The sequence below is a fragment of the Brevibacillus gelatini genome (assembly GCF_003710935.1).
GTDB classification, from domain to species: domain Bacteria; phylum Bacillota; class Bacilli; order Brevibacillales; family Brevibacillaceae; genus Brevibacillus; species Brevibacillus gelatini.
The window spans coordinates 83,117-108,002 of record NZ_RHHS01000040.1; the positions used below are offsets into that span (position 1 = coordinate 83,117).

A 24,886-nucleotide genomic window follows, 5' to 3' on the forward strand; every position below is an offset into this window, starting at 1 on the left:
TATATGGTTTGTCGGCAAAGTTGCGGAAAATGAGCTGTAAATGTTGGCATCATAAGGCCAGAGGTGTGACGCCATACTGTACTCATACGGCGAGCGAAGGAGGAATCTTTTCTTATGTCTACCATGCCCAGAGGTAGCTACAAGGACCAGTTCCACCAGCGTTTGTACGTTCAGCTGAACCAGGGACACAACAAGCTCAATTACCAGCAGATCAACCGGATCAGGGAGCAGATGCAGAGCGGCGTAGATGAATACGCGCACATGCAGCATGATGTGTCGGATTCGCTTGGAATGAACAAACACTAAATGCGACGCCGTATGATTACCCGTTCCCTTTGCCAGGAGCGGGTTTTTATATGGAAATACACGTTCGCTTTTTGGGCGCTTTGTGATACAGTAGAGAGTAGAGACTTGGCAAACGGAGAGTGGACCATGCGCATATTAGGAATCGACCCTGGCATTGCGATCGTTGGGTTTGGGGTTCTGGATAAACAGGGTAGCCAATTGCGTCCCGTCCAGTATGGAAGCATTCAGACAGAGGCAGGCTTGCCCGTTCCGCTTCGCTTGAAGCAGATTTTTGAAGCGATGCAGAGCCTGCTGGAAACGTATCGACCGGATGAAATGTCAGTAGAAAAACTGTTTTTCAATAAAAACGTGACCACGGCCTTCACGGTGGGCCAGGCGCGCGGTGTCATCCTGCTTGCGGCGGAGATGGCCGGAGTGCCCGTCTATGAATACACGCCGATGCAGGTCAAGCAGGCGGTGACAGGCTACGGTGGGGCGGAAAAGAAGCAGATTCAGGAAATGACCAGGCTGCTGCTCAGGCTTAAGGAAGTGCCAAAGCCTGACGACGTGGCGGATGCCTTGGGCATTGCGATTACGCACGCTCAGTTTCGGACGTTCATCTCCATCTCGGAAGGAGTTCAAAAATGATTGATTTTGTGGAAGGGACACTTTGTTACCTCGATTCAGAATACATAGTGGTAGAAGCGGGAGGGATCGGGTATCGCCTGTTCTGTCCCAATCCGTACCAGTTTGTGCGCTACGAAGGCAGCAAAACGAAGCTGTACACGCACCATCACGTCCGCGAAGACGCGATTTTGCTCTACGGTTTCGCCACCCGTGACGAGCGCGACCTGTTTCGCAAGCTGCTTGACGTGAGCGGCATCGGACCAAAGGGCGGTCTGGCGATTCTCGCGGCGGCAACTCCCGAGCAGTTGGTCATGGCGGTGCAACAGGAAAATGTGACCTATTTGACGAAGTTTCCTGGGATCGGCAAAAAGACAGCACAACGCATCATACTCGATCTTAAGGACAAACTGGTCGGGTACACGCCATCCGCGATTCTCACTGTCGCGGCAGGCGATCTGACAGCAGGCGAACAGGCGGTCTCTGCGCTGAACGAGGCGCTGGAAGCGTTGACCGCGCTCGGCTACTCGGACGGCGAGCTGCAAAAGATCAGAAACGCGCTGGCGGAGAAATCAAAAGAGGGCGAAAGTGTGGAAAAGCTCATCAAACAAGGGCTTGCCCTGCTTATGAGGGGGTAGGATTTTGGATCAGCGAATCATTACGACGCATATGAACTGGGAAGAAGATGCGGCGGAGCTGAGCCTCCGTCCTCGATATTTGAATGAGTACATCGGACAGCAGCATGTGAAGGAAAACCTGAAAATTTTCATTGAAGCGGCGAAAATGCGCAAGGAATCCCTGGACCACGTCCTGCTGTACGGACCGCCGGGGCTGGGCAAGACGACGCTGTCGCAAATTATCGCCAACGAGCTTGGGGTCAACATTCGCACGACGTCCGGCCCTGCGATTGAGCGGCCTGGCGATCTGGCGGCGATTTTGACCAACCTGCAGGAAGGTGACGTGCTGTTTATCGACGAGATCCACAGGCTGAACCGAAGCGTTGAGGAAGTGCTTTATCCGGCCATGGAGGATTTTGCGCTCGATATTATCATCGGCAAAGGGCCGAGCGCGCGCAGTGTGCGCCTCGATTTGCCGCGGTTTACGCTCGTGGGAGCAACGACGCGGGCAGGGATGCTCTCTGCGCCGCTGCGCGACCGGTTCGGAGTGGTGAACCGTCTGGAGTTTTACACCGTTCCCGAGCTGACCTTTATCGTCTCGCGGGCAGCGGATATTCTCCAGGTGGTAATTCGCGAAGGCGGCGCGGAAGAAATCGCGCGTCGTTCACGGGGAACTCCGCGTGTGGCGAATCGTCTGTTGAAACGGGTGCGCGACTTCGCCCAGGTAAAAGGGGAAGGCGTCATCACGACGGAGATTGCCAGGGAAGCACTGGAACGGCTGCAGGTAGACGCCTGCGGTCTGGATCATATCGACCATAAGCTGCTGCTCGCCATCATCGATCGCTTTGACGGCGGTCCAGTCGGTCTCGATACGATTGCCGCCACGATTGGCGAAGAGGCGCAAACGGTTGAAGACGTGTGCGAGCCGTATTTGATGCAGATTGGTTTTATGCAGCGGACGCCGCGGGGACGTGTGCTGACCCCGAGCGCGTACCAGCACTTTGGGCGGGAGATGAAATCGTGAATCCAGTAGCCAAGCTTCTCATTATCGGCGGTGCCGTACTGATCGTCATCGGCCTGTTGTGGCAGGTGGGCGGCCGCTTTTTGCCGCTGGGACGCCTGCCAGGAGATATTGTGGTGGAAAAGGAAAACGTCAAATTTTACTTTCCGGTCGTGACGTGCATCGTCATCAGCATCGTGTTGTCTCTTGGGATGTATTTGTTTCGTCTTTTCAAATGAAGGCTTTTGTCTAGCACACATAGCTTGTCTGGATGCCATCGGAGCTGTTTTTTCCGGTGGCTTTTTGTTTGCCGGGACTGGTCCTATTTTGCAGGCAAGGGCAGGAAAATCGCCTGGTATTGTCGAAAAGATTGGGAGTACATGCCAAATTTCGACGAGAAGAGATCAAGAAGAGATCAGGAGAAAGGAAGGACGTTGGACGACATGAAAAAGAAGTGGATGGGGAGAGTCCTTTCGGCGGGCCTGATAACAGTTGCTCTCCTGGGGGGACAAGCGCCGACAGAAGCAGCTTCTGACCATATTCGGGTTGCTCTGTTTATAGATACGGGCCAAGGCTACAGGGGAGTTGTTCCTTCCGTTACACTGACAGCGGAAAAAGGAATGGAAGTGACGTTGGCAGGCCCAGACGGGGAGAGCGAACTGCCTGATTTGAAAGCAAAAGCTGCCCGTTACCGGGTAGATGAATATCATCTGGTCGTGGCGCAGACGCCGGACTGGAACCAGGCGCAGCAAGTCGCCCAGCTTTTGAGCCAGCGCAAATACGAGGGCTCGATTCAGGTGGCGAAACGAGGCGGACAGACCGTTTATCAGGTTGTCAGCGGTACATACGACACGTATCAGGCAGCAGCCAATCAAGCAGCGGCTGTGGCCCAGGCGACAGGACAAAAGCCGGTTGTGCAAGGTCCGCTCCGGCTGGAAGCGGGGCAGTTCAAAAGCTTGAGCGAAGCCCAGAAGTGGCAGGAGGCGTTTGAGCAAAAAGGTATCCCGGCGTACCCTGTGCTGTTGTCGGACGGCAAAAAAGTCAAATACGCCGTCTGGATCGGCGACGAGGTCAGCCAGGAAGCGCTCGCTGCCTTGGCGCGCAAAGCGAGCAGCGCTGTTCCGGGCTTTTCCTACAAGACGCCTGACAGCAAGTCTTACGTCGTACTGAAGCAAGATGTTTACGGCTCTCCTGATGAGCCGATCTGGAAGTACGTGTTCTCTCCGCAGGCCAAGCTGACGGTTGAAGCGAAAAAAGCGGAGCCGGAAGCGTTGATCGGCGTCGTCGAGCGTGACCAGCGGACGTACCGCGGCGAGATGGAGCTGTCGGAATACAACGGTCACTTGACGGTTGTCAATGAACTGCCGCTGGAGGAATATCTGTACGGGGTTGTCGGTTCGGAAATGGCTCCGGGCTGGCCGCTGGAAGCGTTGAAAACGCAGGCGGTGCTGTCGAGAACAAGAGCCCTGTGGCAAGGAAACAAGTACGGGATCGCCAACGTGTCGGATACAGTGGTAGAGCAGGCGTACTACGGCTATGGCAAGGAGTCGGAAGATGTCCGCGTGGCCGTTGACGAAACCGCCGGGGAAGCCATCTATTACCAGGGCAAACTCGTCGAGTCCCTGTTTTACTCGAATGCAGGCGGGATGACTGCGGATGGCACGGAAGTATGGGGAAATCCCGTTCCGTATTTGCGGCCAGTCGAGAGTGATGATACGTATCCGATGGTAACGGCGAACCTGTGGTATCGGGTACAGCTTGCAGATGGGACGATCGGATATGTGCGCAGCGACCTGGTGCAGCAGACAGGGGATGCCAATGGCGCAAGAACAGGCGTCATCACGACGGAAAACACGAATTTGCGCACAGGCCCAAGCACCACGACGCACAAGGTTTTGTCTACACTCCCAAGCGGCGCCCAGGTGACAATCCTCTCCGAAGAGCCCGAGGAAAATGCCTATGCGTGGACACGCGGTCCCTTTACCTCTGCGGAACTGACCGCGCTGCTGAATGCGAACCAGGACAAACAAAAGGCACCGCGCATCCCTGGGAACGTCACCAGCCTGAAAGTGACGAAGCGAGGACCGTCCGGACGGGTGATCGCGATGGAGGCGAATGGTGTTCCGATTGCCGTTTCGTCCCCGGATGCTTTCCGCTCGCTGTTCCAGCAAGGCGGCAACTCGCTTCGCAGCACGAAGTTCGATGTCGAGGTCATTCAGGGTGACAAGCAGGCGGGGCCACAGTTTTTGTTCCGCGGCTACGGCTTTGGACACGGCCTTGGTGTGTCGCAATACGGGGCTCGCGCAATGGCGGAAAAAGGGTATGACTACCTGCAAATTTTGCAACACTATTACCAGGATGTGACAATTGACAAGTAATCCTTTTGCCACATGTACTGTCATCAAAGGAGTTAACGATTCGTGGACGTGCAACAATTTGATTTTGAACTTCCGGAGCATCTGATTGCCCAGCATCCTTTGGAGGACCGGACAGCTTCGCGGCTGCTCGTTCTGGACAAACAGACCGGAAGCATTTCCCATCAGCGCTTTACCGACCTGATCGACCATTTGCAGCCGGGAGACGTGCTGGTCATGAATGACAGCCGCGTGCTGCCCGCAAGGCTGATCGGCGAAAAGGCCGGGACGGGGGCGAAGATCGAGATCCTTTTACTGAAATCGCTCGGGGACGACCGCTGGGAGACGCTGGTGAAGCCAGGCAAACGGATGAAGCCGGGAACGGAAGTGGTCTTTGGCAACGGACTGCTGCGCTGTGTATGCGAAGAAGTGACAGAGACAGGCGGGCGGATTGTGCGTTTTTTGTACGAAGGCATTTTTTACGAGATTCTCGACCAGTTAGGCTCGATGCCGCTGCCTCCTTACATTCATGCGCAGCTTGAAGACAGCGAACGGTACCAGACGGTGTATGCGCGCGAGCGAGGCTCAGCGGCAGCGCCGACAGCAGGGCTGCACTTCACCAAGCCTTACCTGGAGCAAATCGCTGCAAAAGGCGTACAGCTCGCATACGTGACGCTGCACGTAGGACTTGGAACGTTCCGGCCTGTATCTGCTGACACGGTAGAGGAGCATGTCATGCATGCCGAGTATTACGAGATTCCGGAAAAGACCGCCGAACTGGTGAACAAGGCGAAGGCGGAGGGGAGAAGAGTCATTGCGGTCGGGACGACTTCGTGCCGGACACTGGAGACGGTCGGACGCGCGAACGGCGGCAGGCTGGTGGCGACAGCGGGCTGGACGGACATCTTCATTTATCCGGGATACACGTTCTCGATTCTCGACGGGCTTTTGACGAATTTTCATCTGCCCAAGTCGACACTCGTGATGCTGGTCAGTGCGCTGGCTGGCAAGGAGCATGTCATGAATGCGTACAGAGCGGCGATCCAGGAGGAATATCGCTTCTTCAGTTTTGGCGACGCGATGCTGATCGTGTAAAAAATGTACAAATCCCACCCGCATAAGTGTATACTTATAAGCCGGGTGGGTTTACTTCACTCTCAAGTTTTCTTATAATAGGAAAGACTTACATACATAGCTTGAGGAGTGCGACAATTTGGCTGTACGCTACGAATTAATCAAAACATGCAAGCAAACCGGCGCTCGTCTCGGAAAGCTGCACACTCCCCATGGGACGATCGACACGCCTGTCTTCATGCCAGTCGGCACGCAGGCAACGGTCAAGACGATGAGTCCCGAGGAGTTGAAAGCGATCGGGGCGGGCATTATCCTCAGTAATACCTACCATCTGTTTCTGCGTCCAGGTCATGAAATTGTCCGCGAAGCAGGCGGATTGCACGGCTTCATGAACTGGGACCGCGCCATTCTGACAGACTCCGGCGGATTTCAGGTGTTCAGCCTGAGCAACCTCCGCAAAATCACGGAGGAAGGGGTTTCCTTCCGCTCTCATCTGAACGGGGAAAAACTGTTTATCGGCCCGGAGGAGGCCACCCAGATTCAAAACGCGCTCGGCGCCGATATTTTCATGGCGTTTGACGAGTGTGCGCCTTATCCTGCGGAGTACGATTACGTGAAAAAGTCGATGGAGCGCACCACCAGATGGGCGGAGCGCTGCCTGAAGGCACACGCGCGTCCAAACGAACAGGCACTGTTCGGGATCGTGCAGGGCGGGATGTTCAAGGACCTGCGCGAGCAAAGCGCCAAAGACCTCATCTCCATGGACTTTCCGGGATATGCAATTGGGGGCTTAAGCGTGGGCGAACCGTTTTCCTTGATGTACGAAGTGCTGGAACACACTGTTCCGCTGCTTCCGACAAACAAGCCGCGCTACCTGATGGGAGTAGGCTCGCCTGATGCTCTCATCGACGGCGCAATCCGCGGCATTGACATGTTTGACTGCGTCTTGCCGACGAGGATCGCTCGCAACGGGACATGCATGACGAGCCAGGGAAGACTGGTTATCCGCAATGCCAAATACGCGCGCGACTTCACACCGCTCGACCCGAATTGCGACTGCTACACATGCAAAAACTACACCCGCGCTTACATCCGCCATCTCATCAAGGCGGAGGAGACTTTTGGCATCCGTTTGACCACCTACCACAATCTGCATTTCCTCGTGAAGCTGATGGAGCAGGTGCGCCAGGCGATTGCCGAAGACCGCTTGCAAGATTTTCGGGACCAGTTTTTCGCTCAGTATGGATTGAGTGAAGATAGATCTTTTTAATCGAGGGGGATATTCATGGAGGGCTTGACTCAGTTTTTACCGATTATCATCATGTTTGCGATTTTCTACTTCTTGCTGATTCGTCCGCAACAGAAGAAAGCCAAACAGCGCAATGCCATGCTCGCTGCTCTGAAAAAGGGCGACAGGATCGTTACCATCGGCGGCATGCACGGTACCATCCAGGAGTTGACCGACGACACGGTGACTCTGCGCATTGCGCACAACGTCAACGTAACGTTTGATCGCGGTGCCATCAACAACGTTGTGTCTTCCAGCAACGAACCGGCAAAAGCGGAAAAAGAAGAGTCCAAATAAAGCAAGGAAAAGCAGGTGGGAGCATCCGCCTGCTTTTTTTGATGGCCAGGACCGCCTTGATCGTTTGGGATGGGAGCAAAAATTTTTACCGTCTCGGCTTGAAGCTTTTGGGCTTGCTGCCGGTATTGGCCGAGTTGACGCCGAGAATGCCGCCCAGTGCAGCGATGCCGAACGCACCGAGCAAAAAGAGGAACGTCCCCCATTGCAGCGGAGCATCGAAGCCGAGAAAGCCGATTAAAAGGATCAGGAGGAAATAGGAGAACCCGGTCAAGCCGCCGTAGTACCAGCCTTTGCCGCCACAGCGCTTTCCGGTGACGAAACCGCCGACGAGCAAGGCAATTGCGTTGATGATGTACGTGAAATAAGGCAAAGACCCTTCGCGCATGCTGGTAAAGCTGAGAAGCAAGGTAGCGAGCAATGCCCCGAACAAGACGAGACCTGTTGTGTACAAAAGACCTGTCAGTACAGAGGTGGACGCACTCCGCACAATAGTAACCCCCTCACTGGTCAACTGTTTGTACCATCTATATGAATGGCCTGGCCCATGTATTCATCTTCGCGTTGAACATTGGAAGGAATTTTCGTATGATGGATGGGGAACGAGACGGGGGTGAGGAAGATTGATTAAAACGTACTTTTACAACCATTCAGAGCAGAAGATGTTTCACGATGTTGATCTGTCCACGAAGGATCAATGGCTGAAATCTCCCGAGGATTTGCTCTGGATCGATCTGTATGATGTGGGGAACAATGAGCTGCCCTATATTGCCAAGATTTTCGACTTTCACCCGCTGGCCATCGAGGACTGCCTGCACGTCAGTCCGCGTGCCAAGGTTGACAAGTACGATGATTATTATTTCTTCGTTTTTCACGCCCTGCGTTACAATGAAGAAAGCGACGACGAGATTACCACGGTAGAACTGAACGTTTTTCTCGGCCCCAACTACATTGTTACGATCCATAAATCGCCGATGAACACCATCGGGCGGATCGCTGCCATGTGTCACCGCAACAACTCCTATCTGAACCGGGGGCCCGACTACTTGCTCTACGCGATTGTCGACGGGATCACGGATGAATACTTCCCGATCATCGACCGGATCAGCGTGCGGATTGACGAACTGGAGGACGAGATTTACGAACACCAGATGGAGGAAATTACGGAAGAGTTCCTGGCGCTGAAGCGGACGATTATTTTGATAAGGCGTGTCATCATGCCGCAAAAGCGAATTTTTGCCAACGTCAATGGCCGCTACTCTTTCGACATTTCCGAGGAAAACGTTCCGTTCTACAGTGACCTGACCGACCACCTGGAGCGCATAGCGGACTCCACCGAGACGTTCCGCGACCTGGTGAACGGTGCGCTTGATACGTACTACACGATCATCAGCGCGAAGACGACAGAGACGATGCGCGTCCTCACGATCATTTCCACGATCATTCTGCCGCTTACATTCATTACCGGGCTGTTCGGGATGAATACGTTCGCCTGGCTGGGAGAAGAGGCAGAGCCTTACATGCTGATCGTGGCACTCGTTATCATGCTGGCGATGACCTTTTTCATGCTGCACATTTTCCGCAAACGAAAGTGGTTGTAATTGGAGCTAATAGTTGCAAGCCCCCTGCCGAACACTACTAGCAAAAATGTTCGATAGGGGGCAGCGGGAAGTGGAAGAAATTTCAATGGTATTGTTGCGCACCCTTTTCTCGTATTTTTTCCTCCTGATCTTGCTCCGCATGATGGGCAAGCGAGAACTGGGGAAGTTGTCGGTTTTTGATGTTGTGATCTCCATCATGCTGGCAGAAATGGCGGCACTGGCTATCGAGGACGTGGAAAAGCCGGGGCTTCAGTTTTATTTGCCGATGCTGTTGATCGCCCTGTTGGAAATCGTTATGGCGTACATTTCCCTCAAGAGCAAAAAATTCCGCGATGTCGTCGATGGTTCCGCTGACATGATTATCGAAAACGGGGAAATCCGCGAGCAAGCGATGCGCCGAAATCGGTTGAACATGGATGATCTGCTGGTTCACCTGCGACAAAAAAACGTGAAAAACATTGCGGATGTCGAGTACGCCATGATGGAGCCTACAGGGCAAATGAGCGTCTTTTTGAAGCAGGACAAAGAACCCCTTACGCGCGGAGATTTAGGGCTGCCCAAAGAAAAACCGGTAAGCCCTGTTTCGTATAAAGGTTTGCCGATTCCGTTGATCCTCGACGGCAAGGTGAGGCAGGAGGCATTGCAAAAGATCGGGCAAAATCAGCTTTGGCTGAAACGGGAAATCCGCAAGTACGGGATCAAGGACATTCGCGAGGTGTCCTTTTGCAGCATTGACGAACAAGGCATCATCTACATCGACAAAAAAGACAAGCCGCTACACTAGGTGTTAGCGGCGGGGGAAAAACATGGCGAGCTGCTCGCCGATCCACGGAATGCGACGGACGTCCTGCTTGCCCAGGACGCGCATGGCCACGAGCAGCACCAGGTACAGCAAGGTGCTGATGCAGGTGCTGGCCAAAAGCAGCTTGCCCGTCGAAGAATGCAGGAACCAGTGCTCGGCCATGTACGTGCCAAGGTAGCCCATGGCCAGCATGGCGATCCCTATTTTTCCAAATTCCCATACGTCAATGGTAAAGCCGATTTTTTTGGTGAGACTGGCAAAATGGAGCAGCGTTCCCAATGTGATGCCGATGTTGGTGGCAATCACAGCGCCGTGGATGCCAAAAGCCGGCTGGGCGGTGAACACGAACATCGCCCCTGTTTTTACGATGGCACTAATCAGTGTATTGCGAAAGACGACCTGGGCGTAGTCGAGACCTTGCAAGGCAGCGGCCAGCGGGGCCTGGAAAAAGAGAAAGACGGAAAAGGGAGCAAGCTCCTTCAACAGGACGCCGACCTCGCGATACTCGCTGCCGTAGAGCAGCACGCACAACGGCTCGGCAAAAATAGTAAGCAGAACGGTACAAGGTGCTCCGATGACGAGTGTGATGCGCATTGCCTGGTAGATGCGCCGATGCACGAGAGGAGCATTTTTTTGATAGGCCGCCTCGGCAACGGCAGGAACGAGCGAAACGGACAAGGAATAGGTTAAAAAAGTGGGAAAGAGCAGCAGCGGAACCGCCATCCCGGCAAACTGTCCGTACAGTCCGGTTGCAGCTGCCGTCGTGTACCCGGTGATGACGAGCGCAAACGGAACGAGCATTGGCTCCAGCACGTAGGCGATGGAACCGATGATGCGACTTAAGGTAACAGGCAGGGCAACGTGGATCAGCTGCGCGAGGTTTGCTCTGCTTGCGGAAATGGCTTTGCGAAATGACGTTTCCAGAAGCTGTGTGGCCGCTTTTTTACTTCCTTTTCGGTATTGCCAGAGAATGTAGAGAAGTCCGGCAGCTTCCCCGAAAATAATGCTGCCCACCGCACCGGCTGTGGCGTACTCGACGCCCGCAGGTAAAAACGACACGGTCATGACGACGACCAGCGCCATGCGCGCTACCTGCTCCAGCAGTTGGGAGACAGCTGTCGGAATCATGTTTTGCTTGCCCTGGAAGTATCCGCGCAGAACGAGCGAAATACTGGAGATCGGAATGACAGGGATGGCGGCGAGCATGACGATATGGGCGCGCGGGTCGGCGAACAGGGCACCTGCGATCCGGTGGGAAAACAAAAGGAGCAGTGTGCAGATGAACAGGCTGATGCCGCCTGCCACAGACAAGGCCAACAGCAGGTAGCGGCGGGTCAGCCGCGGATTGTTCGCCGCTTCCGTCTCTGCTACCTGCTTGGCGATGGCGACAGGCAGACCGAATGTCGTCACCGTAATCAGAAAGTACAGCAGGGGCACAACCATTTGATACAGCCCCATTCCTTCCGCTCCAATGATGCGTGATAGCACGATCCTGTGAGCAAAGCCGAATACTTTGGTGATGCCGCCGGCAATGATGAGGATAACCGTTCCGAAAAAGAATGACTGTCTCATGGAAGGCTCCTTTGCAATGAAAAATTCATTCAGTAAAGAATATGGACGTGCCGCTGTCGGCATGACTACTTTGAGGGGGAAACGGGGATGGACCAAGCGCAAAAGCAGGAATGGTATGGGCGAGTAGCAAGTCTTTGCCAGAGCAAGGCCGAGGAATTTGCCATGCTGGGCTATGAAAATGTAGAGGCCGCAGACATCTGGGAATGTGTCACGAGCGGGTACAAGGAAATCCCCCCGATGCACCGTCTTGTCAACGATATTCTTTCGCTCAAGCCGAACAAGTACATGAATTACCTCATGATGCAAATGTATAAAAACAGTTAGTGAAACTTCCTGTCTCTTCGTTCGTATAAGTAGCATGCTTTTAGTAGAGAAGGGGTTGGTTACCATGGTTCGCTCTTCCAGCATTCGTTGACACGTTTTTTCTCACTTCGCTATAATGGGCATATTGGTTTCTCGCCTTGGCGCGGGACCCTGTTTATGAAAGAGGGGTATCACAAAAATGATAAAATGGGGAAGATTTCTCCTGTTCCTGGTTGTTGTCGGCCTTTTGGCGACACTGGTGTCTACTACGACCAAGCAGGTAGCAGGAAACATCACGCTCGGTCTTGACCTGCAGGGCGGGTTTGAGATTTTGTACGAGGTTGAGCCTCTCGAGGCTGGACACAAGGTTGATCTTGAGCTTTTGAAATCAACCGCACACATGATTGAGAAACGGATTAACATCGGTGGCGTGGCAGAGCCTGTGATCTCTACCGAGCTGCCAAACCGGATTCGCGTGCAAATCGCTTCGCAGTCCGCGGATCAGGACAAGCTGCGCGAGCTGATCGGCAAACCCGCTGTACTGACGTTCCGCGACGAGTCGGGCAAGATTATCCTGCAAGGAAGCGACCTGGCGCCGAACGGGGCAGCGGTTGGCTACGATGAGTTGAAACGTCCGCTCGTAACCTTGAAATTTTCCGACGTGAAAAAAGTAGAGGAAGTTACCCGCGCGAACCTTTACAAGCGCATGGCGATTTATTTGGATGAAACCATGCAAACCAATCCAACCATTCAAGCTGTGATTACAAACGGAAGCGCGCAAATCACAGGCGAATATACCCAGGAAACGGCACAGGAACTGGCTGACCTGCTCAATTCCGGTGCGATGCCTGCGAAGCTGACCGAGAAGCAGGTGACATCGGTAGGGGCTTCCCTCGGTGCGCTGGCCCTGGAGAAAACGCTCTATGCCGGCTACATCGGGGCTGCATTGATCTTCGTGTTCATGCTGATCGTCTACCGCATGCCAGGGATGATCGCCAATATTACGCTGGCTGGGTTTACTTATTTTTGTATGCTCGTACTCGACTGGATGGATGCTACCCTGACGCTGCCGGGTATCGCCGGTTTTATTTTGGCAGTAGGGATGGCAGTCGATGCGAACATCATTACGTATGAGCGTATCCAAGAAGAAATTCGCTCGGGCAAAACCATTTTGTCAGCTTTCCGTGCCGGTGAGCGCCGTTCCCTGATTACCATTATCGACGCGCACGTGACGACACTGATTGCGACAGGCGTGTTGTTCTACTTCGGGACAAGCTCCGTGCAAGGGTTTGCTGTCGTTTTGGCCATGACAATCATCGTGAGTGTGATTACCAACGTGTTTGGGTCTCGCTTCCTCCTCTGGCTGGTGGTCCGTTCCAACATGTTTAAAAAGCCGTTCTGGTTCGGGGTAAAGGAGAGTGAGATCGGTGAGCTTTGATCGTGAACACACTGTCATTCGATTTGACATCGTAAAGAATCGCCGGAAGTACTTCATTTTCTCTTCCGCGATTATCATTATCGGTTTTTTGTTTATGCTGTTCCAGGGGCTGCACCTTGGTGTTGACTTCAAGGCAGGGACCCGTCTGGACATTTTCGTTGGAAAAGAGTTCAACCCGGCTGATGTCGAAGCGGTGTTGAAGCAGGAAATTCCGGACGTAACCTTTTCCAAGGTGACACCGTACGGAACGAATCAGGCTTATACCCGCTTCGATCAAACGATTTCCTCTGACACGCTGATGAAGGTGGAAGAGGCGCTGAAGAAGAAATTCGGCGATCAGGTCACGAAGCAGGTATCATCTGTCGACCCGATTATCGCCCAGGAAATGGTGAAAAAGGCAGCGATTGCAGTAGCGATTGCCTCGCTTGGGATCGTTGTCTACATCGCGATTCGTTTCCAGCTGCTGTTCGGGATTGCCTGCGTCGTCGGGCTTTTGCATGACGTAATCATTCCGATTGCGCTGTTCTCCGTGTTCAATCTGGAGGTAGACATTACCTTCATTGCCGCGCTGTTGACGATTCTCGGTTACTCCATCAACGACAAAATCGTTATTTTTGACCGTATCCGGGAAAATCTGCGCACCATGAAGTCCAAAACGATTCCGGATCTGGAGCATCTCGTGAACGTGTCGCTCTGGCAAACGATGCGCCGCTCTGTGTACACCGTAGCAACTGTGTTCTTTACCGCGCTTGCGATCGCGGTGCTTGGCAGCGAGAGCATTCGCAACTTCTCGCTGGCGCTGTTGTTCGGTCTGGTGAGCGGTACGTACTCCTCGATCTTTATTGCTGCTCAAGTTTGGGTAAACCTGAAAGAGCGGAATATGAAAAAGAAAAAAGAAGCGTAATGGGCAGACCGCAGGGAATTTCCCCCTGCGGTTTTCTACGCTTGTTCGTCCAAACGTTGTTTGCGAAAAAGGGCGCGGATCGTGCAGGAGAAGAACGATGGCCGATGATCGGCTGGCCAAAGCCCAGCTTGGTGGCCCAGCTTGCGGTATTTTCGGTTCTAGCTCGCAACCGCCATGTTTATGCAGTTGTCAGTCTGTCGCTCCATCCACTATAATGAATGAGGATTGGAGGAGAGCCTATGCTGAAAGCGAAAACACGCTGGAAACTGGCCACCTACGATGAACAGATTGCGGCCGCGATAGCTGAGGAGTGCCAGCTAACTCCGCTCGTGTCCAAGCTGCTTGTCATTCGCGGCATCGACACAGCGCAGAAGGCCCGTGATTTTTTGCAAGCTGGCCCGGAATTGTTTCATGACCCTTTTTTGCTGGATGGAATGGAACAGAGCGTGCATCGCATTCAACAAGCGATAGAGAGGCAAGAGCCGATCTGCATTTACGGCGACTATGACGCGGACGGGGTCAGTTCGACATCGTTAATGGTACATCTGCTGCGCCAACTGGGCGCTGTTTTTGACTACTACATTCCCAACCGTTTTACCGAAGGGTACGGGTTACATAAAGAAGCTTTGGCGCATTTGCATAAAAGCGGTTACAAACTGATTATTACCGTAGACACGGGGATCAGTGCAGTAGAGCAGGTAGCGTATGCGTCACAGCTGGGGCTTGACGTCATTGTAACCGACCACCACGAACCTCCGGCAGTCATCCCGGAGGCATTTGCTGTGATTAACCCGAAAAAGCCGGGCTGTCCGTACCCGTTTGACATGCTCGCGGGAGTCGGGGTCGCCTTCAAGCTGGGGCATGCTTTGCTAAAGGAGCCTCCTTTGCATTTGGCTGACCTGGCTGCACTCGGGACGATCGCCGATCTGGTGCCACTGGTGGATGAAAACCGGATTCTCGCCAGGGTGGGACTGAAACGGTTGAACCAGACGCGCAATATCGGTTTGCAAGCGCTTATTCGCGTGTGCGGGCTGGCTGACAGCGAGCTGTCGGCAGGACATGTCGGCTTTGCTCTTGGACCGCGGCTGAATGCGAGCGGACGACTGGAGACGGCAGAGGCCGCTGTCAAGCTGCTGACGACCGAGGATCAGGACGAGGCCGAGCAGTGTGCGCAGGCGCTGGACGATTTGAATCGCGATCGCCAGGAGCTGGTGGCGCAGATCACGGAAGAAGCCGTACAGATGGTCAGAGAGCTGTACCCACCGGAAAAGAACAACGTCCTCGTGCTGGCCAGGGAAGGCTGGAACGTCGGCGTTGTGGGAATTGTGGCGTCTCGGCTGGTCGAGCTGTTTTACCGTCCGACCATCGTGCTCGGCATCGACCCGGAAAAAGGCACGGCCAAAGGCTCGGCGCGGAGCATCGCCGGCTTTGACATGTACGAGGCCCTGACGGCGTGCAAGGAATGGCTCCCGCATTATGGCGGGCACACCATGGCGGCAGGAATGACCCTGCCCGTGGAAAATCTCGATCTGTTGCGCAACAGACTGAACGAGCTGGCAGGCGAATGGCTGACGGCAGAAGACTTTATCCCGCTGACCAAGGTCGATGTGGCAATGAGCATGGACGAGATCAGCCTGGAAGCCGCGGAGCAGCTGGAACGGCTCGCTCCGTACGGAATGGGCAACCCGACTCCACTCGTCTTGCTGGAGGAAGTGGAAACAGAGGGGATGCGCGCGATCGGGCGTGATGACAATCATTTGAAATGCACACTCGTCAAGTCTGGCCAATCGTTGGATGCCATCGGCTTCAACTGGGCGCACGTGACGAAACAAGTGACCCCAAAAGCGCGCTTTCATGTGCTGGGAGAGCTGTCGGTAAATGAATGGAATGGCAACCGCAAGCCACAGTTGACCATCCGCGACTTGTCGGTCAATCACCAGCAAGTTTTTGATTGGCGGGGCAGTCGTGATAAAGTAGAGAAATGGCAGCAGCTTGTAACTGAATCAGTGACGACGACGGTCGTGTTTCGCAGGGAAAGCTATGAGTTGCTGGTGCAAAAGGCGGCGGAAGCGCAGCGATCTTCCATGGTGTTGCTCGCGTCATCCGTAAAGCCTGAACACGAGGGACCCAGGCAGACAATCATCCTCTACGATTTGCCAAAACGCCGCGCGGATTTGCATGCGATCAGCGCGTTGCTGCAGCAGGCCGAGCGCATTTACTGCCTGTTCGGCGACCCGGATCTGGGGATGGAGCGGCTTTCCTGTCCAAGCCGGGAGCACTTCAAGCAGCTGTACCAGTTTTTTGTACAGGTGCCGACCGTAAAGCGCATTCACCTCGATGCGCTGGCCCGCAAGCTGCAATGGAAAAGGAGCTTGCTGGACGGGATGCTCGCGATTTTTGTCGAGCTGCAGTTTGTAAGCGAGGATGCAGAACAGTACCGATTGCAAGAGGTGGCGGAAAAAAGGCCGCTGGAAAGCTCGGTTCTATATTCAGAGTGGAAGGAAGAGGCGCAGCTTGCTACGGACTTGCTGCTTTCCTCTTCGGAATCATTGATTCAAACGTTTCATCAGTTGGTGACACCTGTCACCGTATAGGAGGAATTTTTCATGGATTACAAACAATACATTCGCGTCATTCCGGACTTTCCGCAACCGGGGATTCGCTTCAAGGATATTACGACGCTTTTGAAAGACGGCGCTGCCTACCGCGCGGCGATTCAGGAGCTCGCTGAGTTCGCCCGCGAAGTGCAGGCAGATGTCATCGCGGGTCCGGAAGCACGCGGATTTGTTGTGGGGGCTCCTTTGTCTTACGAGCTCGGGATCGGTTTCGTGCCAGTCCGCAAGTCCGGCAAGCTTCCTTACGAATCGATCAAGGCGGACTACGATCTTGAGTACGGCAAAGACGCACTCGCTGTACACGTGGATGCAGTTACCCCTGGACAGCGCGTTCTGATCGCAGACGATCTCTTGGCAACCGGGGGAACGATTGAAACGACGATCAACCTGATTGAAAAGCTGGGCGGAAAAGTGGTCGGCGCCGCTTTCTTCATCGAGCTGTCCTACCTGGAAGGCCGTAAAAAAATCGGCGATGTTCCGATCAAATCTTTGGTGCAGTATTAATTGAACCATCAACGAAAAACGGGTCATACGCCCGTTTTTTTCTTTTTTCCGCGCACTGTTCATACTTTACAGGGGAAACAGCTTTACAATACGAACGACATAAAAGATAATAGTATGCAATAGAGATGAGGTTCTTTTTTCATCCAGACAAACGATCGATTATTCAAGCCTGCTTCTTCGCAAGAACTTCAACCTTTAAGGCTTTTTTTTATACGCAACGCAGCCTTCGCCTGTGACATAAGGCTTGGCAAAGCCAGGTTTTCCAATGAGAGGATAAGGGAAGGGAACTATGATTACCGGCATTGATGAGGTAGTAAAAAAAGCAAGCACCTATTTATCACAATCGGATCTGGAGCTGATTACTCGCGCCTATAAGCTGGCCGAAAAAGCTCATGAGGGGCAGGTCAGAAAATCAGGCGTCCCGTACATCATGCACCCGATTGCCGTGGCAGGGATTCTCGCAAACCTGCACATGGACGCCGTGACGATTGCGGCCGGATTTTTGCATGATGTGGTGGAAGACACCGACGTTACGCTTGACGATCTACGGGAACAGTTCGGGCCTGATGTGGCTCTGCTGGTAGATGGGGTAACCAAGCTGGAAAAAATCAAGTACAAGTCCAAGGAAGAGCAGCTTGCCGAAAATCACCGCAAGATGCTGGTCGCCATGGCCCAGGACATTCGCGTCATCATGATTAAGCTGGCAGACCGACTGCACAACATGCGGACACTGCGGCACATGTCCGAAGAAAAGCAACGGGAAATTTCCGATGAGACGCTGGAAATTTTCGCTCCGCTTGCCCATCGCCTGGGGATTGCCTCGGTCAAATGGGAGCTGGAGGACACCGCGCTGCGCTATCTGAACCCGCAGCAGTATTACCGGATCGTCAACCTGATGCAGAAGAAGCGCGTAGAGCGCGAGGCTTACCTGAACGAAGCAGCGGACATGATCCGGGAGAAGCTGGGCGAGCTGAACATCGAGGCGGAAATATCGGGACGTCCGAAGCACATTTACAGCATCTTTAAAAAGATGACCAAGCAAAACAAGCAGTTCAACGAGATTTACGACTTGCTGGCGCTGCGCATCATCGTGAACGACATTCGCGATTGCTACGCGGTACTGGGCATCGTCCACACCTTGTGGAAGCCGATGCCTGGCCGCTTCAAGGACTATATCGCGATGCCCAAGACGAACATGTACCAATCGCTGCACACGACAGTAATCGGGCCAAAAGGCGAACCACTGGAAGTGCAAATTCGCACATGGGAGATGCACCAGACGGCAGAGATCGGGATCGCGGCGCACTGGGCGTACAAGGAAGGCAAAAGTGTCGTGCAAGGATCGTTTGCCGAGAAGCTGGGCAGTCTGCGCGAGATGATCGAAGGCGGGTCCAAGGAAGCGCCCAATGCGCAGGAGTTTATGGAAAGCCTCAAGCAGGATTTGTTTTCGGATACGGTCTTTGTCTTTACGCCAAAAGGCGATGTCGTGGAACTGCCAAAAGGCTCCGTACCGCTCGACTTTTCCTATCGCATTCACTCGGCGGTTGGAAACCGGACGATTGGGGCGAAAGTAAACGGCAAGATCGTCCCGCTGGACTACGCCATGAAAACGGGCGATATTGTCGAGATTCTCACCTCCAAGCATTCGTACGGGCCGAGCCAGGACTGGCTGAAAATAGCCAAGTCCGCTCATGCACGCAACAAGATCAAGCAATGGTTCAAAAAGGAAAAGCGGGAAGAAAACGTCGCCAAAGGCCAGCAAATGGTCGAGGCTGAGATCAAGGCGCGCAACTTTGACGTGAAGGAAGCGATGACGGAGGCGAACCTGAAAGAAGCGGCAGCACGGTTTAATTTTCAGGGGGCGGAGGACATGTTTGCGGCAGTCGGCTACGGCGGCATTACCGCCTCGCAGATTGCCACCAGGCTCGTCGACAAGCTCCGCCGCGAGCGGGAAGAGCAAAACCCCGTCATCCCGGAAGTCAAGCAAAATCCGGGACAGCGTTCGCAAAAAAGCGAATCCGGCGTCAAGGTACGCGGCGTAGAAAACCTGCTGGTGCGCATCTCACGCTGCTGTACGCCGGTTCCAGGCGACCAGATCATCGGCTTTATTACCAGAGGACGCGGGGTGTCTGTGCACAGGAAGGACTGTCCGAATGTGCTGACGGACGAGTGCTCGGAGCGTTTGATCGACGTCGAATGGGATACGGACCAGAAGCACAACTTCAACGTGGAAATCGAGATCACAGGTCACGACCGCAGCGGCCTGTTGAACGACGTACTGCAAGTGGTGGCCGAGACGAAGACGAATATTGCTGCCGTCAGCGGCAAAGCAGATAAAAACCGGGTGGCTACGATTCATATGACCATCTCGATCAGCAATGTGGATCATCTGTTGAAGGTTGTGGAACGAATCAAGCGCATTAAAGATATTTATTCGGTTCGCCGCATTTTGAGCACCTGATCCTTCGTGGGTCGGGTGTTCTTGTTTGTGGGCAAATGGCGGCAAACAGCATGACATAAAACGAAAGGAATGGATCGACGTGAGAGTAGTTGTGCAAAGAACGAAGGAAGCGAGTGTGACCGTTGCCGGCGAGGTGGTGGGGCAAATCGAGCACGGGCTTTTGCTGTTGGTAGGCATCACCCACGAGGACAGCGAAAAAGAGGTGGAGTTCGTCGCGGACAAAATCGCCAACCTGCGAATTTTTGAAGACGAGGAAGGAAAAATGAACTACTCTGTGCTGGATACGGGCGGTCAGATCTTGTCCGTGTCCCAGTTTACGCTGTACGGGGACTGTCGGAAGGGCAGACGGCCAAACTTCATGGCCGCCGCTCGTCCGGAGCAGGCGGAACCGCTGTACGAGCTGTTCAATGCGAAGCTGCGGGAAAAAGGTCTGGTCGTGGAGACGGGGCGTTTTGGCGCGATGATGGACGTGCGTCTGCTCAACGACGGGCCTGTCACCTTGATTGTGGAAGCGTAGCAGAAACGACGCGGGAGGCGGTCAAATGGCACGGGAAGCATTGGTAATCGGGGCGAGCGGGATGCTTGCAGAGGTGTCCCGCTGGCTCGCAAACGAAGGCTGGCAAGTAACGATAGTGGGACGGAATCGTCAAAAGCTCGAACAGGTAAGGGATGGGGCTATGAATCCCGACTCTGTTCATCTGCTTGCGCTCGATTACGGGCAGACGGAGTCGCTGCGCACCGCCATGGCAGAGCTTGTCGCGAGCCGGGGGGCGGTGGAACTGGTCGTGGCCTGGATTCACCAAACGGCGCCAGATGCGCTTGCGACCGTCTTGGCAGAACTGTCCCGCCCCAATCAGCCGTTTCGGTTGTACCACGTCTGCGGCAGCAGCGCCTGGAAAAATCCTCCGGTTGTCCATGTGCCGAAAACGTGCACGTACCATCGTGTCATTCTCGGTTTCGTGTGCGAAGGGGAAGAGGCGCGCTGGCTGACCAACAGGGAAATTGCCGATGGCGTCATCCGGGCCATCCGGCAAGAAGCAGCGCAGGCGATCATCGGCCAGGTCGAGCCGTGGGAGATGCGTCCGACCTACTGAACATGCGAACAGGTGCAAGATACAAAGAAAAAACGGCTGCCGAGGCAACCGTTTTTTTGTGTTACGTGAAGTGCGACTCCCCAGGGCTCAACCACCTTGCGGGTTCAACGAGCTGAAATATTGGACAATCCCTTTGAACAGGCCCTCTGCCGCCAGATCCTGCTGCTTCTCCGAGCGGACGCGAATCTCGTCGTTGTAGTTCGAGAGGAAGCCGATTTCCGCCAGGATGGAGGGAACGGAATTTTCCCGCAGGACGAAGTAGTCGCCGAAGCGGGACTGCAAGTCTTTGTAGTTCGTCGCCTTGACCAGCTCGTTTTGCACCAGGGATGCGAGCTTGCTGGAATTGCCCTGGTGGTAGTAGAAGACGATGGAGCCGTTCGTCGCCGAGTTTGGATGCGTATTGTGGTGAATGCTGACAAAAATGTCGGCTTTGTTTTGCACGGCGATGTCCACACGCTGCTGCAAGGTGAGCTTGCGGTCGTCTGCCCGCGTCATGATGACTTTCGCTCCGGCTGCTTCCAGCTTGTTGCGCAAAAGCAGGGCGACTTGCAGGTTTACGGTTTTTTCCAGAGTGGAAAAGCTGGAGCCGGTCGCGCCGTTGTCGTTTCCTCCGTGTCCGGGATCGACGACGATCAGCTTGTTTGCGATGGCCTGGCTGTGAATGACAGCAGGCACTCCGTTCGCCGCAACGAGCCAGCCGGCTACATAGCCTGTTGTGCCATCGCTGAGCGTTACTTGGAACCAGTCGCCCTCTCTGTTCACGATGCTGTATTTCTCGCCAGTCTGCACTTGCCGCAGTACGCTGTGTTCGGTGCCGGGACCAGAGCGGACATTTGTATTGGCATTGATGATCGTGACGTATGGCCCGCTTGGCGTAGGCGTGTTCGCTCCCGAGACGGCGACGAGCCAGCCTGCGACCCAGCCCGTTTTTCCGGCAGAGGTTTGCACGCGGTACCAATCGCCTTGCTTTTCCAGTACCTTCAGCTTGCTGCCGAGGGGCAGCGTGGTGAGGATGGCGCTGGACGTGTTGGGCTGGCTGCGCAAATTCAGCCCGTCTGTTTGCACCGTCGCCGTCTGCTCAGCAGGTGTGGCAGGCGTGCTTGGCAGAGCTGGCGTGCTCGTATTGCCTGCACCACCTGTATCGGTGCTTGGCGCCGTGGTGGTGTCTTGGGCAGTTGTGTTGCTGTTCGTGGAAATCCAGGCGTTCACCCCGTCGTAGGGGAACTGAATCCAGCCGTTTTGCTGCGAGAGCACCGTAATCGTCTCGCCGGCGTGCAACTGCCCGATTGCAGGTGTGCTGGCATCCGGCGTGGGGTACACATAGGGAGCAAAATCGAGTGTCAGACTGGCTCCCTGAACGGCTGGCGGCTTTGCTGGTGCTGTAGCGCTTCCAGCAGTGCCCGGCGGATTGCCGCCTGTCGGTCCGGTTGGCTGCGCTTGGGTGGAGCCAGCGCTTGGCGTGGAGCCTGTCGAGGCAGACGTGCTGTCTTTGACGAGCCAGCCTGCGACCCAGCCTGTTTTGCCACCGCCGAGCTGGATCATGATCCAGTCGCCGCTTTTTTGCACGATCGGGTAACGCGTTCCCGGATTGATCGTCTGGATAACCGGGTGAGTCTGGCCGGGACCGGAGCGCACGTTGAGATTGGTCGTCGTGCTCTCCACAGTGCCTTTCGCAGCGGGCGCTGGCTGCTGCTGTGCCGAGACGAGCCAGCCTGCCACCCAGCCGCTTTGTCCATTGGGCAGCTTGACCTGCACCCAGTCGTTTTTGGTGGAGATGACAGGCAGTATCGTCTTGTTCGGCAGCGTGGTCACGATAGTGTCCTGTAGGCTCGGACCGGAGCGGACATTGAGCTTGTCCACAGTGACCTGAACAGACCCGGCAGCCCATGCTGTCGAGACGGGAAGAGAGAGGGCGCAGATGATCGTCAAAAGCGACCTCCCGATTTTTTGACGTAAAGACACGGTAGACATCCTTTCCCATTCATTGAAATGCTAGAGTTGTAACGGAACGCTTCTTTCATGTTTTTGCCAACAAAATCACTTCGCGCCTGCTTCGGCTTTTTCCTGCAAAAAGCGACAAAGCTTTGCAAGTCCTTCCCCCGACTGCACGGTCTCGCAATGGGCCATACTAGTACGGAAGAGAACCATTGCATGCAGCACGCAGGAGGAGTAGATTGTGAGACAGTCCACTAAGGAAACATTTGCGCAAGGCTTGAATCGGCAATTTTTTTCCGTCGACTTTCATGACGATTTGGCCAAAGAATCGTCACGGCAAAATGTAGAAATGTCCCAAGATTTTTTGGTCGGCACGCGCGATATGCAGCAGTTGCGCCAAAAAAGGAAGTAATCGCCTGCAGTGCCGCTCCCTTGCTTTTGTTGACCGGGGGGAACTCCGTCAGCTATGATGAGGAGTGGCATTTTAAAAAAGCAGGTGAACGAACCATGATTCAAATAAAGTGCGAGGGACACGCGTTTGAACGCGAGCTATCCCTGATTCTCGCCTTGTTTTACGAAGATCCCGCGCTCGCCTTTGTCTCTCAGTGGGAAGGTGAGGCCGATATGCGAATCAAGCTGGCACTGACGGTACAGGACGAGGGCGTGGTGGCTTCGGGCGAGCTTGTTGCCGGGGGCAGACAGCTCGCTCACCAAGTCAAACGCAAATACGTCTCGCACGATGAAAAAGCGAAGCGCAGAACGGCCAAGCAAGCCCTCTGCTATGCCTTGCTGCTGATGCTGGAAGAGTATACCGGAATCGAGCAAGGCTGGGGCATCCTGACGGGGATTCGCCCGACGAAACTGTTGCACCAACTGAACGCTGCAGGTGTCGGACGCGAGGAAGCGCACCGGAAGCTGCAGCAGGAGGTCATTTTGCGTCCGTACAAGCTGAAGCTTTTGCAAGAGATCGTAGACAAGCAGCTGCAGGTTGTGCCCGACTTGTACGAGATCGACCGGGAGCTGTCCGTGTACATCGGCATACCTTTTTGTCCGACGAAATGCGCGTACTGTACGTTCCCAGCCTATGCGATCCGCAGCCATACCGCTTCGGTCAACCCGTTTCTTGAAGGGCTGCACTACGAGATCGAGAAAATGGGCGAGTGGCTGACGAGAAACAACCAGCGCATCACCTCCATCTACTTCGGGGGCGGCACACCGACGAGCATTACGGCGGAGGACATGAACCAGCTGTTTGAGACGATGCACCGCAGCTTTCCGCATATGGACGGGGTGCGCGAGCTGACGGTTGAAGCAGGCAGGCCGGATACGATTACGGCGGAAAAGCTCGCTGTCATGAAGCGCTGGAAGGTGGACCGGATCAGCATCAATCCCCAGTCGTTCACCCAGGAGACGCTTCGCGCAATCGGCCGTCACCACACCGTCGAGGAGACGATTGAAAAGTACCATCTCGCCATGGAAATGGGCCTGACCAATATCAACATGGACCTGATTATCGGGCTGCCCAACGAAGGTGTGGCCGAGCTGACACACAGCCTCGAACAAGTGGAGAAGCTGATGCCCGCCTCTTTGACTGTACACACCTTGTCTTTTAAAAGGGCTTCCGAGATGACCCAGAACAAGGAGCGCTACAAGGTAGCCAGCCGCGACGAGATCAGCAGGATGATGGAAATGGCTTCCGCCTGGACAGCGGCAAACGGCTACAACCCGTATTATTTGTATCGGCAAAAAAACATTTTGGGTAACCTGGAGAATGTCGGTTACGCCAAGCCGGGGCAGGAAAGCATCTACAACATCATGATTATGGAAGAGGTGCAGACGATTCTCGGTCTTGGCTGCGGTGCCGTCTCCAAGCTGATGGCGCCGGGCAGCGGCAAGCTGAAGCGTTTTCCCAATCCGAAAGACCCGAAAACGTACAACGAAACGTACAGGACGCTGGTGGAAAACAAGCTGCGTGAGCTGGACGAAATTTACACAGGGGCGACTGACGCAGAAAAAAAGGCGCACGCATAGGCGCTTTTGCCGATCCCATTAGCAAAAAAAGTTTTACGGAGAGCCTGTTGACGCCTGCTGGCTGGTTTGCTATGATTCACATTAAGCTTT

General features: G+C 54.5%; 24 protein-coding genes. 21 read left to right on the forward strand and 3 right to left on the reverse strand.

The features are described from left to right. The first annotated feature begins 114 nt into the window (after positions 1-114). From EDM57_RS17285 to yajC, 9 genes are all read left to right on the forward strand, one after another. Positions 115-306, forward strand: a complete 192-nt coding sequence (locus EDM57_RS17285; protein ID WP_122905936.1) for a hypothetical protein — start codon at positions 115-117, stop codon at positions 304-306. 126 nt (positions 307-432) lie between these two features. Then, entirely contained in the window at positions 433-933 is a 501-nt protein-coding gene (ruvC, locus tag EDM57_RS17290) for a crossover junction endodeoxyribonuclease RuvC (protein WP_122905937.1), read from the forward strand. Continuing rightward, the gene (gene ruvA, locus EDM57_RS17295; RefSeq protein WP_122905938.1) at positions 930-1,547 is read left to right on the forward strand and encodes a Holliday junction branch migration protein RuvA; all 618 of its coding nucleotides are present in this window, start codon (positions 930-932) and stop codon (positions 1,545-1,547) included. Before ruvC ends, ruvA begins: the two co-directional genes overlap by 4 nt. Before the next feature lie 4 nt (positions 1,548-1,551). After that, positions 1,552-2,550 (forward strand): Holliday junction branch migration DNA helicase RuvB, encoded by a 999-nt coding sequence (gene ruvB / locus EDM57_RS17300; protein ID WP_122905939.1) that lies wholly within the window; start codon positions 1,552-1,554, stop codon positions 2,548-2,550. Then, the gene (locus tag EDM57_RS17305) at positions 2,547-2,765 is read left to right on the forward strand and encodes a DUF2905 domain-containing protein (RefSeq protein ID WP_122905940.1); all 219 of its coding nucleotides are present in this window, start codon (positions 2,547-2,549) and stop codon (positions 2,763-2,765) included. The genes ruvB and EDM57_RS17305 overlap by 4 nt, the downstream gene beginning before the upstream one ends. A gap of 195 nt (positions 2,766-2,960) precedes the next feature. After that, on the forward strand, positions 2,961-4,904 hold the full coding sequence (locus EDM57_RS17310; RefSeq protein WP_122905941.1) for a SpoIID/LytB domain-containing protein: 1,944 nt from the start codon (positions 2,961-2,963) through the stop codon (positions 4,902-4,904). Between the two features lie 42 nt (positions 4,905-4,946). Continuing rightward, a complete protein-coding gene (queA, locus tag EDM57_RS17315) occupies positions 4,947-5,975 on the forward strand; it encodes a tRNA preQ1(34) S-adenosylmethionine ribosyltransferase-isomerase QueA (RefSeq protein WP_122905942.1) in 1,029 nt (342 codons plus the stop codon). Positions 5,976-6,093: 118 nt separating this feature from the next. Further along, positions 6,094-7,224, forward strand: a complete 1,131-nt coding sequence (tgt, locus tag EDM57_RS17320) for a tRNA guanosine(34) transglycosylase Tgt (protein WP_122905943.1) — start codon at positions 6,094-6,096, stop codon at positions 7,222-7,224. 15 nt (positions 7,225-7,239) lie between these two features. Beyond that, the gene (gene yajC / locus EDM57_RS17325; RefSeq protein WP_122905944.1) at positions 7,240-7,539 is read left to right on the forward strand and encodes a preprotein translocase subunit YajC; all 300 of its coding nucleotides are present in this window, start codon (positions 7,240-7,242) and stop codon (positions 7,537-7,539) included. Positions 7,540-7,624: 85 nt separating this feature from the next. Here yajC and EDM57_RS17330 read toward each other — a convergent pair whose 3' ends face one another. Further along, a complete protein-coding gene (locus tag EDM57_RS17330; RefSeq protein WP_122905945.1) occupies positions 7,625-8,026 on the reverse strand; it encodes a TIGR04086 family membrane protein in 402 nt (133 codons plus the stop codon). 133 nt (positions 8,027-8,159) lie between these two features. Between EDM57_RS17330 and corA the strand changes: the two genes are divergently transcribed. Together corA and EDM57_RS17340 are read left to right on the forward strand one after the other, a co-directional pair. Then, positions 8,160-9,137: a magnesium/cobalt transporter CorA gene (corA, locus tag EDM57_RS17335; protein WP_122905946.1), complete on the forward strand. Its 978-nt coding sequence runs from the start codon at positions 8,160-8,162 to the stop codon at positions 9,135-9,137. 46 nt (positions 9,138-9,183) lie between these two features. Continuing rightward, complete coding sequence (locus EDM57_RS17340; RefSeq protein ID WP_425455812.1) at positions 9,184-9,921, forward strand: DUF421 domain-containing protein; 738 nt, start codon at positions 9,184-9,186, stop codon at positions 9,919-9,921. 3 nt (positions 9,922-9,924) lie between these two features. On the opposite strand, the gene spoVB is transcribed toward EDM57_RS17340, so the two are convergent. Continuing rightward, positions 9,925-11,511: a stage V sporulation protein B gene (gene spoVB / locus EDM57_RS17345; protein ID WP_122905948.1), complete on the reverse strand. Its 1,587-nt coding sequence runs from the start codon at positions 11,509-11,511 to the stop codon at positions 9,925-9,927. 87 nt (positions 11,512-11,598) lie between these two features. On the opposite strand from spoVB, the gene EDM57_RS17350 reads away from it, so the two are divergent. From EDM57_RS17350 to EDM57_RS17385, 8 genes are all read left to right on the forward strand, one after another. Continuing rightward, positions 11,599-11,835 carry a post-transcriptional regulator gene (locus EDM57_RS17350; protein ID WP_122905949.1) on the forward strand — a complete coding sequence of 79 codons (237 nt, stop codon included), beginning with the start codon at positions 11,599-11,601 and terminating at the stop codon, positions 11,833-11,835. A gap of 178 nt (positions 11,836-12,013) precedes the next feature. Continuing rightward, on the forward strand, positions 12,014-13,252 hold the full coding sequence (gene secD / locus EDM57_RS17355; protein WP_122905950.1) for a protein translocase subunit SecD: 1,239 nt from the start codon (positions 12,014-12,016) through the stop codon (positions 13,250-13,252). Further along, the gene (gene secF / locus EDM57_RS17360) at positions 13,242-14,156 is read left to right on the forward strand and encodes a protein translocase subunit SecF (protein ID WP_122905951.1); all 915 of its coding nucleotides are present in this window, start codon (positions 13,242-13,244) and stop codon (positions 14,154-14,156) included. The genes secD and secF overlap by 11 nt, the downstream gene beginning before the upstream one ends. Before the next feature lie 239 nt (positions 14,157-14,395). Further along, positions 14,396-16,750, forward strand: coding sequence for a single-stranded-DNA-specific exonuclease RecJ (gene recJ, locus EDM57_RS17365; protein WP_122905952.1), 2,355 nt, complete (start codon positions 14,396-14,398; stop codon positions 16,748-16,750). Between the two features lie 12 nt (positions 16,751-16,762). Then, positions 16,763-17,275 carry an adenine phosphoribosyltransferase gene (locus EDM57_RS17370; RefSeq protein ID WP_122905953.1) on the forward strand — a complete coding sequence of 171 codons (513 nt, stop codon included), beginning with the start codon at positions 16,763-16,765 and terminating at the stop codon, positions 17,273-17,275. A gap of 289 nt (positions 17,276-17,564) precedes the next feature. Next, positions 17,565-19,736, forward strand: coding sequence for a RelA/SpoT family protein (locus tag EDM57_RS17375; protein ID WP_122905954.1), 2,172 nt, complete (start codon positions 17,565-17,567; stop codon positions 19,734-19,736). 79 nt (positions 19,737-19,815) lie between these two features. Continuing rightward, on the forward strand, positions 19,816-20,253 hold the full coding sequence (dtd, locus tag EDM57_RS17380; RefSeq protein WP_122905986.1) for a D-aminoacyl-tRNA deacylase: 438 nt from the start codon (positions 19,816-19,818) through the stop codon (positions 20,251-20,253). 25 nt (positions 20,254-20,278) lie between these two features. Continuing rightward, entirely contained in the window at positions 20,279-20,830 is a 552-nt protein-coding gene (locus tag EDM57_RS17385; protein ID WP_122905955.1) for a short-chain dehydrogenase, read from the forward strand. An 87-nt stretch (positions 20,831-20,917) separates the two neighbouring features. Here EDM57_RS17385 and EDM57_RS17390 read toward each other — a convergent pair whose 3' ends face one another. Beyond that, the gene (locus tag EDM57_RS17390; protein WP_246005836.1) at positions 20,918-22,801 is read right to left on the reverse strand and encodes an N-acetylmuramoyl-L-alanine amidase family protein; all 1,884 of its coding nucleotides are present in this window, start codon (positions 22,799-22,801) and stop codon (positions 20,918-20,920) included. A gap of 205 nt (positions 22,802-23,006) precedes the next feature. Between EDM57_RS17390 and EDM57_RS23420 the strand changes: the two genes are divergently transcribed. Both EDM57_RS23420 and EDM57_RS17395 read left to right on the forward strand, forming a co-directional pair. Next, positions 23,007-23,177 carry a hypothetical protein gene (locus EDM57_RS23420; RefSeq protein ID WP_170163464.1) on the forward strand — a complete coding sequence of 57 codons (171 nt, stop codon included), beginning with the start codon at positions 23,007-23,009 and terminating at the stop codon, positions 23,175-23,177. Positions 23,178-23,272: 95 nt separating this feature from the next. Then, entirely contained in the window at positions 23,273-24,796 is a 1,524-nt protein-coding gene (locus EDM57_RS17395) for a coproporphyrinogen III oxidase (protein WP_122905987.1), read from the forward strand. Positions 24,797-24,886 lie beyond the last annotated feature (90 nt).

What these genes read in the sequence shown, in the direction of transcription:
- EDM57_RS17285 (WP_122905936.1), top strand. Translation starts at nt 115, where the DNA reads ATGTCTACCATGCCCAGAGGTAGCTACAAGGACCAGTTCCACCAGCGT.
- ruvC (WP_122905937.1), top strand. Translation starts at nt 433, where the DNA reads ATGCGCATATTAGGAATCGACCCTGGCATTGCGATCGTTGGGTTTGGG.
- ruvA (WP_122905938.1), top strand. Translation starts at nt 930, where the DNA reads ATGATTGATTTTGTGGAAGGGACACTTTGTTACCTCGATTCAGAATAC.
- yajC (WP_122905944.1), top strand. Translation starts at nt 7,240, where the DNA reads ATGGAGGGCTTGACTCAGTTTTTACCGATTATCATCATGTTTGCGATT.
- EDM57_RS17340 (WP_425455812.1), top strand. Translation starts at nt 9,184, where the DNA reads ATGTTCGATAGGGGGCAGCGGGAAGTGGAAGAAATTTCAATGGTATTG.
- spoVB (WP_122905948.1), bottom strand. Translation starts at nt 11,511, where the DNA reads ATGAGACAGTCATTCTTTTTCGGAACGGTTATCCTCATCATTGCCGGC.
- EDM57_RS17350 (WP_122905949.1), top strand. Translation starts at nt 11,599, where the DNA reads ATGGACCAAGCGCAAAAGCAGGAATGGTATGGGCGAGTAGCAAGTCTT.
- secD (WP_122905950.1), top strand. Translation starts at nt 12,014, where the DNA reads ATGATAAAATGGGGAAGATTTCTCCTGTTCCTGGTTGTTGTCGGCCTT.
- recJ (WP_122905952.1), top strand. Translation starts at nt 14,396, where the DNA reads ATGCTGAAAGCGAAAACACGCTGGAAACTGGCCACCTACGATGAACAG.
- EDM57_RS17370 (WP_122905953.1), top strand. Translation starts at nt 16,763, where the DNA reads ATGGATTACAAACAATACATTCGCGTCATTCCGGACTTTCCGCAACCG.
- EDM57_RS17375 (WP_122905954.1), top strand. Translation starts at nt 17,565, where the DNA reads ATGATTACCGGCATTGATGAGGTAGTAAAAAAAGCAAGCACCTATTTA.
- EDM57_RS17385 (WP_122905955.1), top strand. Translation starts at nt 20,279, where the DNA reads ATGGCACGGGAAGCATTGGTAATCGGGGCGAGCGGGATGCTTGCAGAG.
- EDM57_RS17390 (WP_246005836.1), bottom strand. Translation starts at nt 22,801, where the DNA reads ATGTCTACCGTGTCTTTACGTCAAAAAATCGGGAGGTCGCTTTTGACG.
- EDM57_RS17395 (WP_122905987.1), top strand. Translation starts at nt 23,273, where the DNA reads ATGATTCAAATAAAGTGCGAGGGACACGCGTTTGAACGCGAGCTATCC.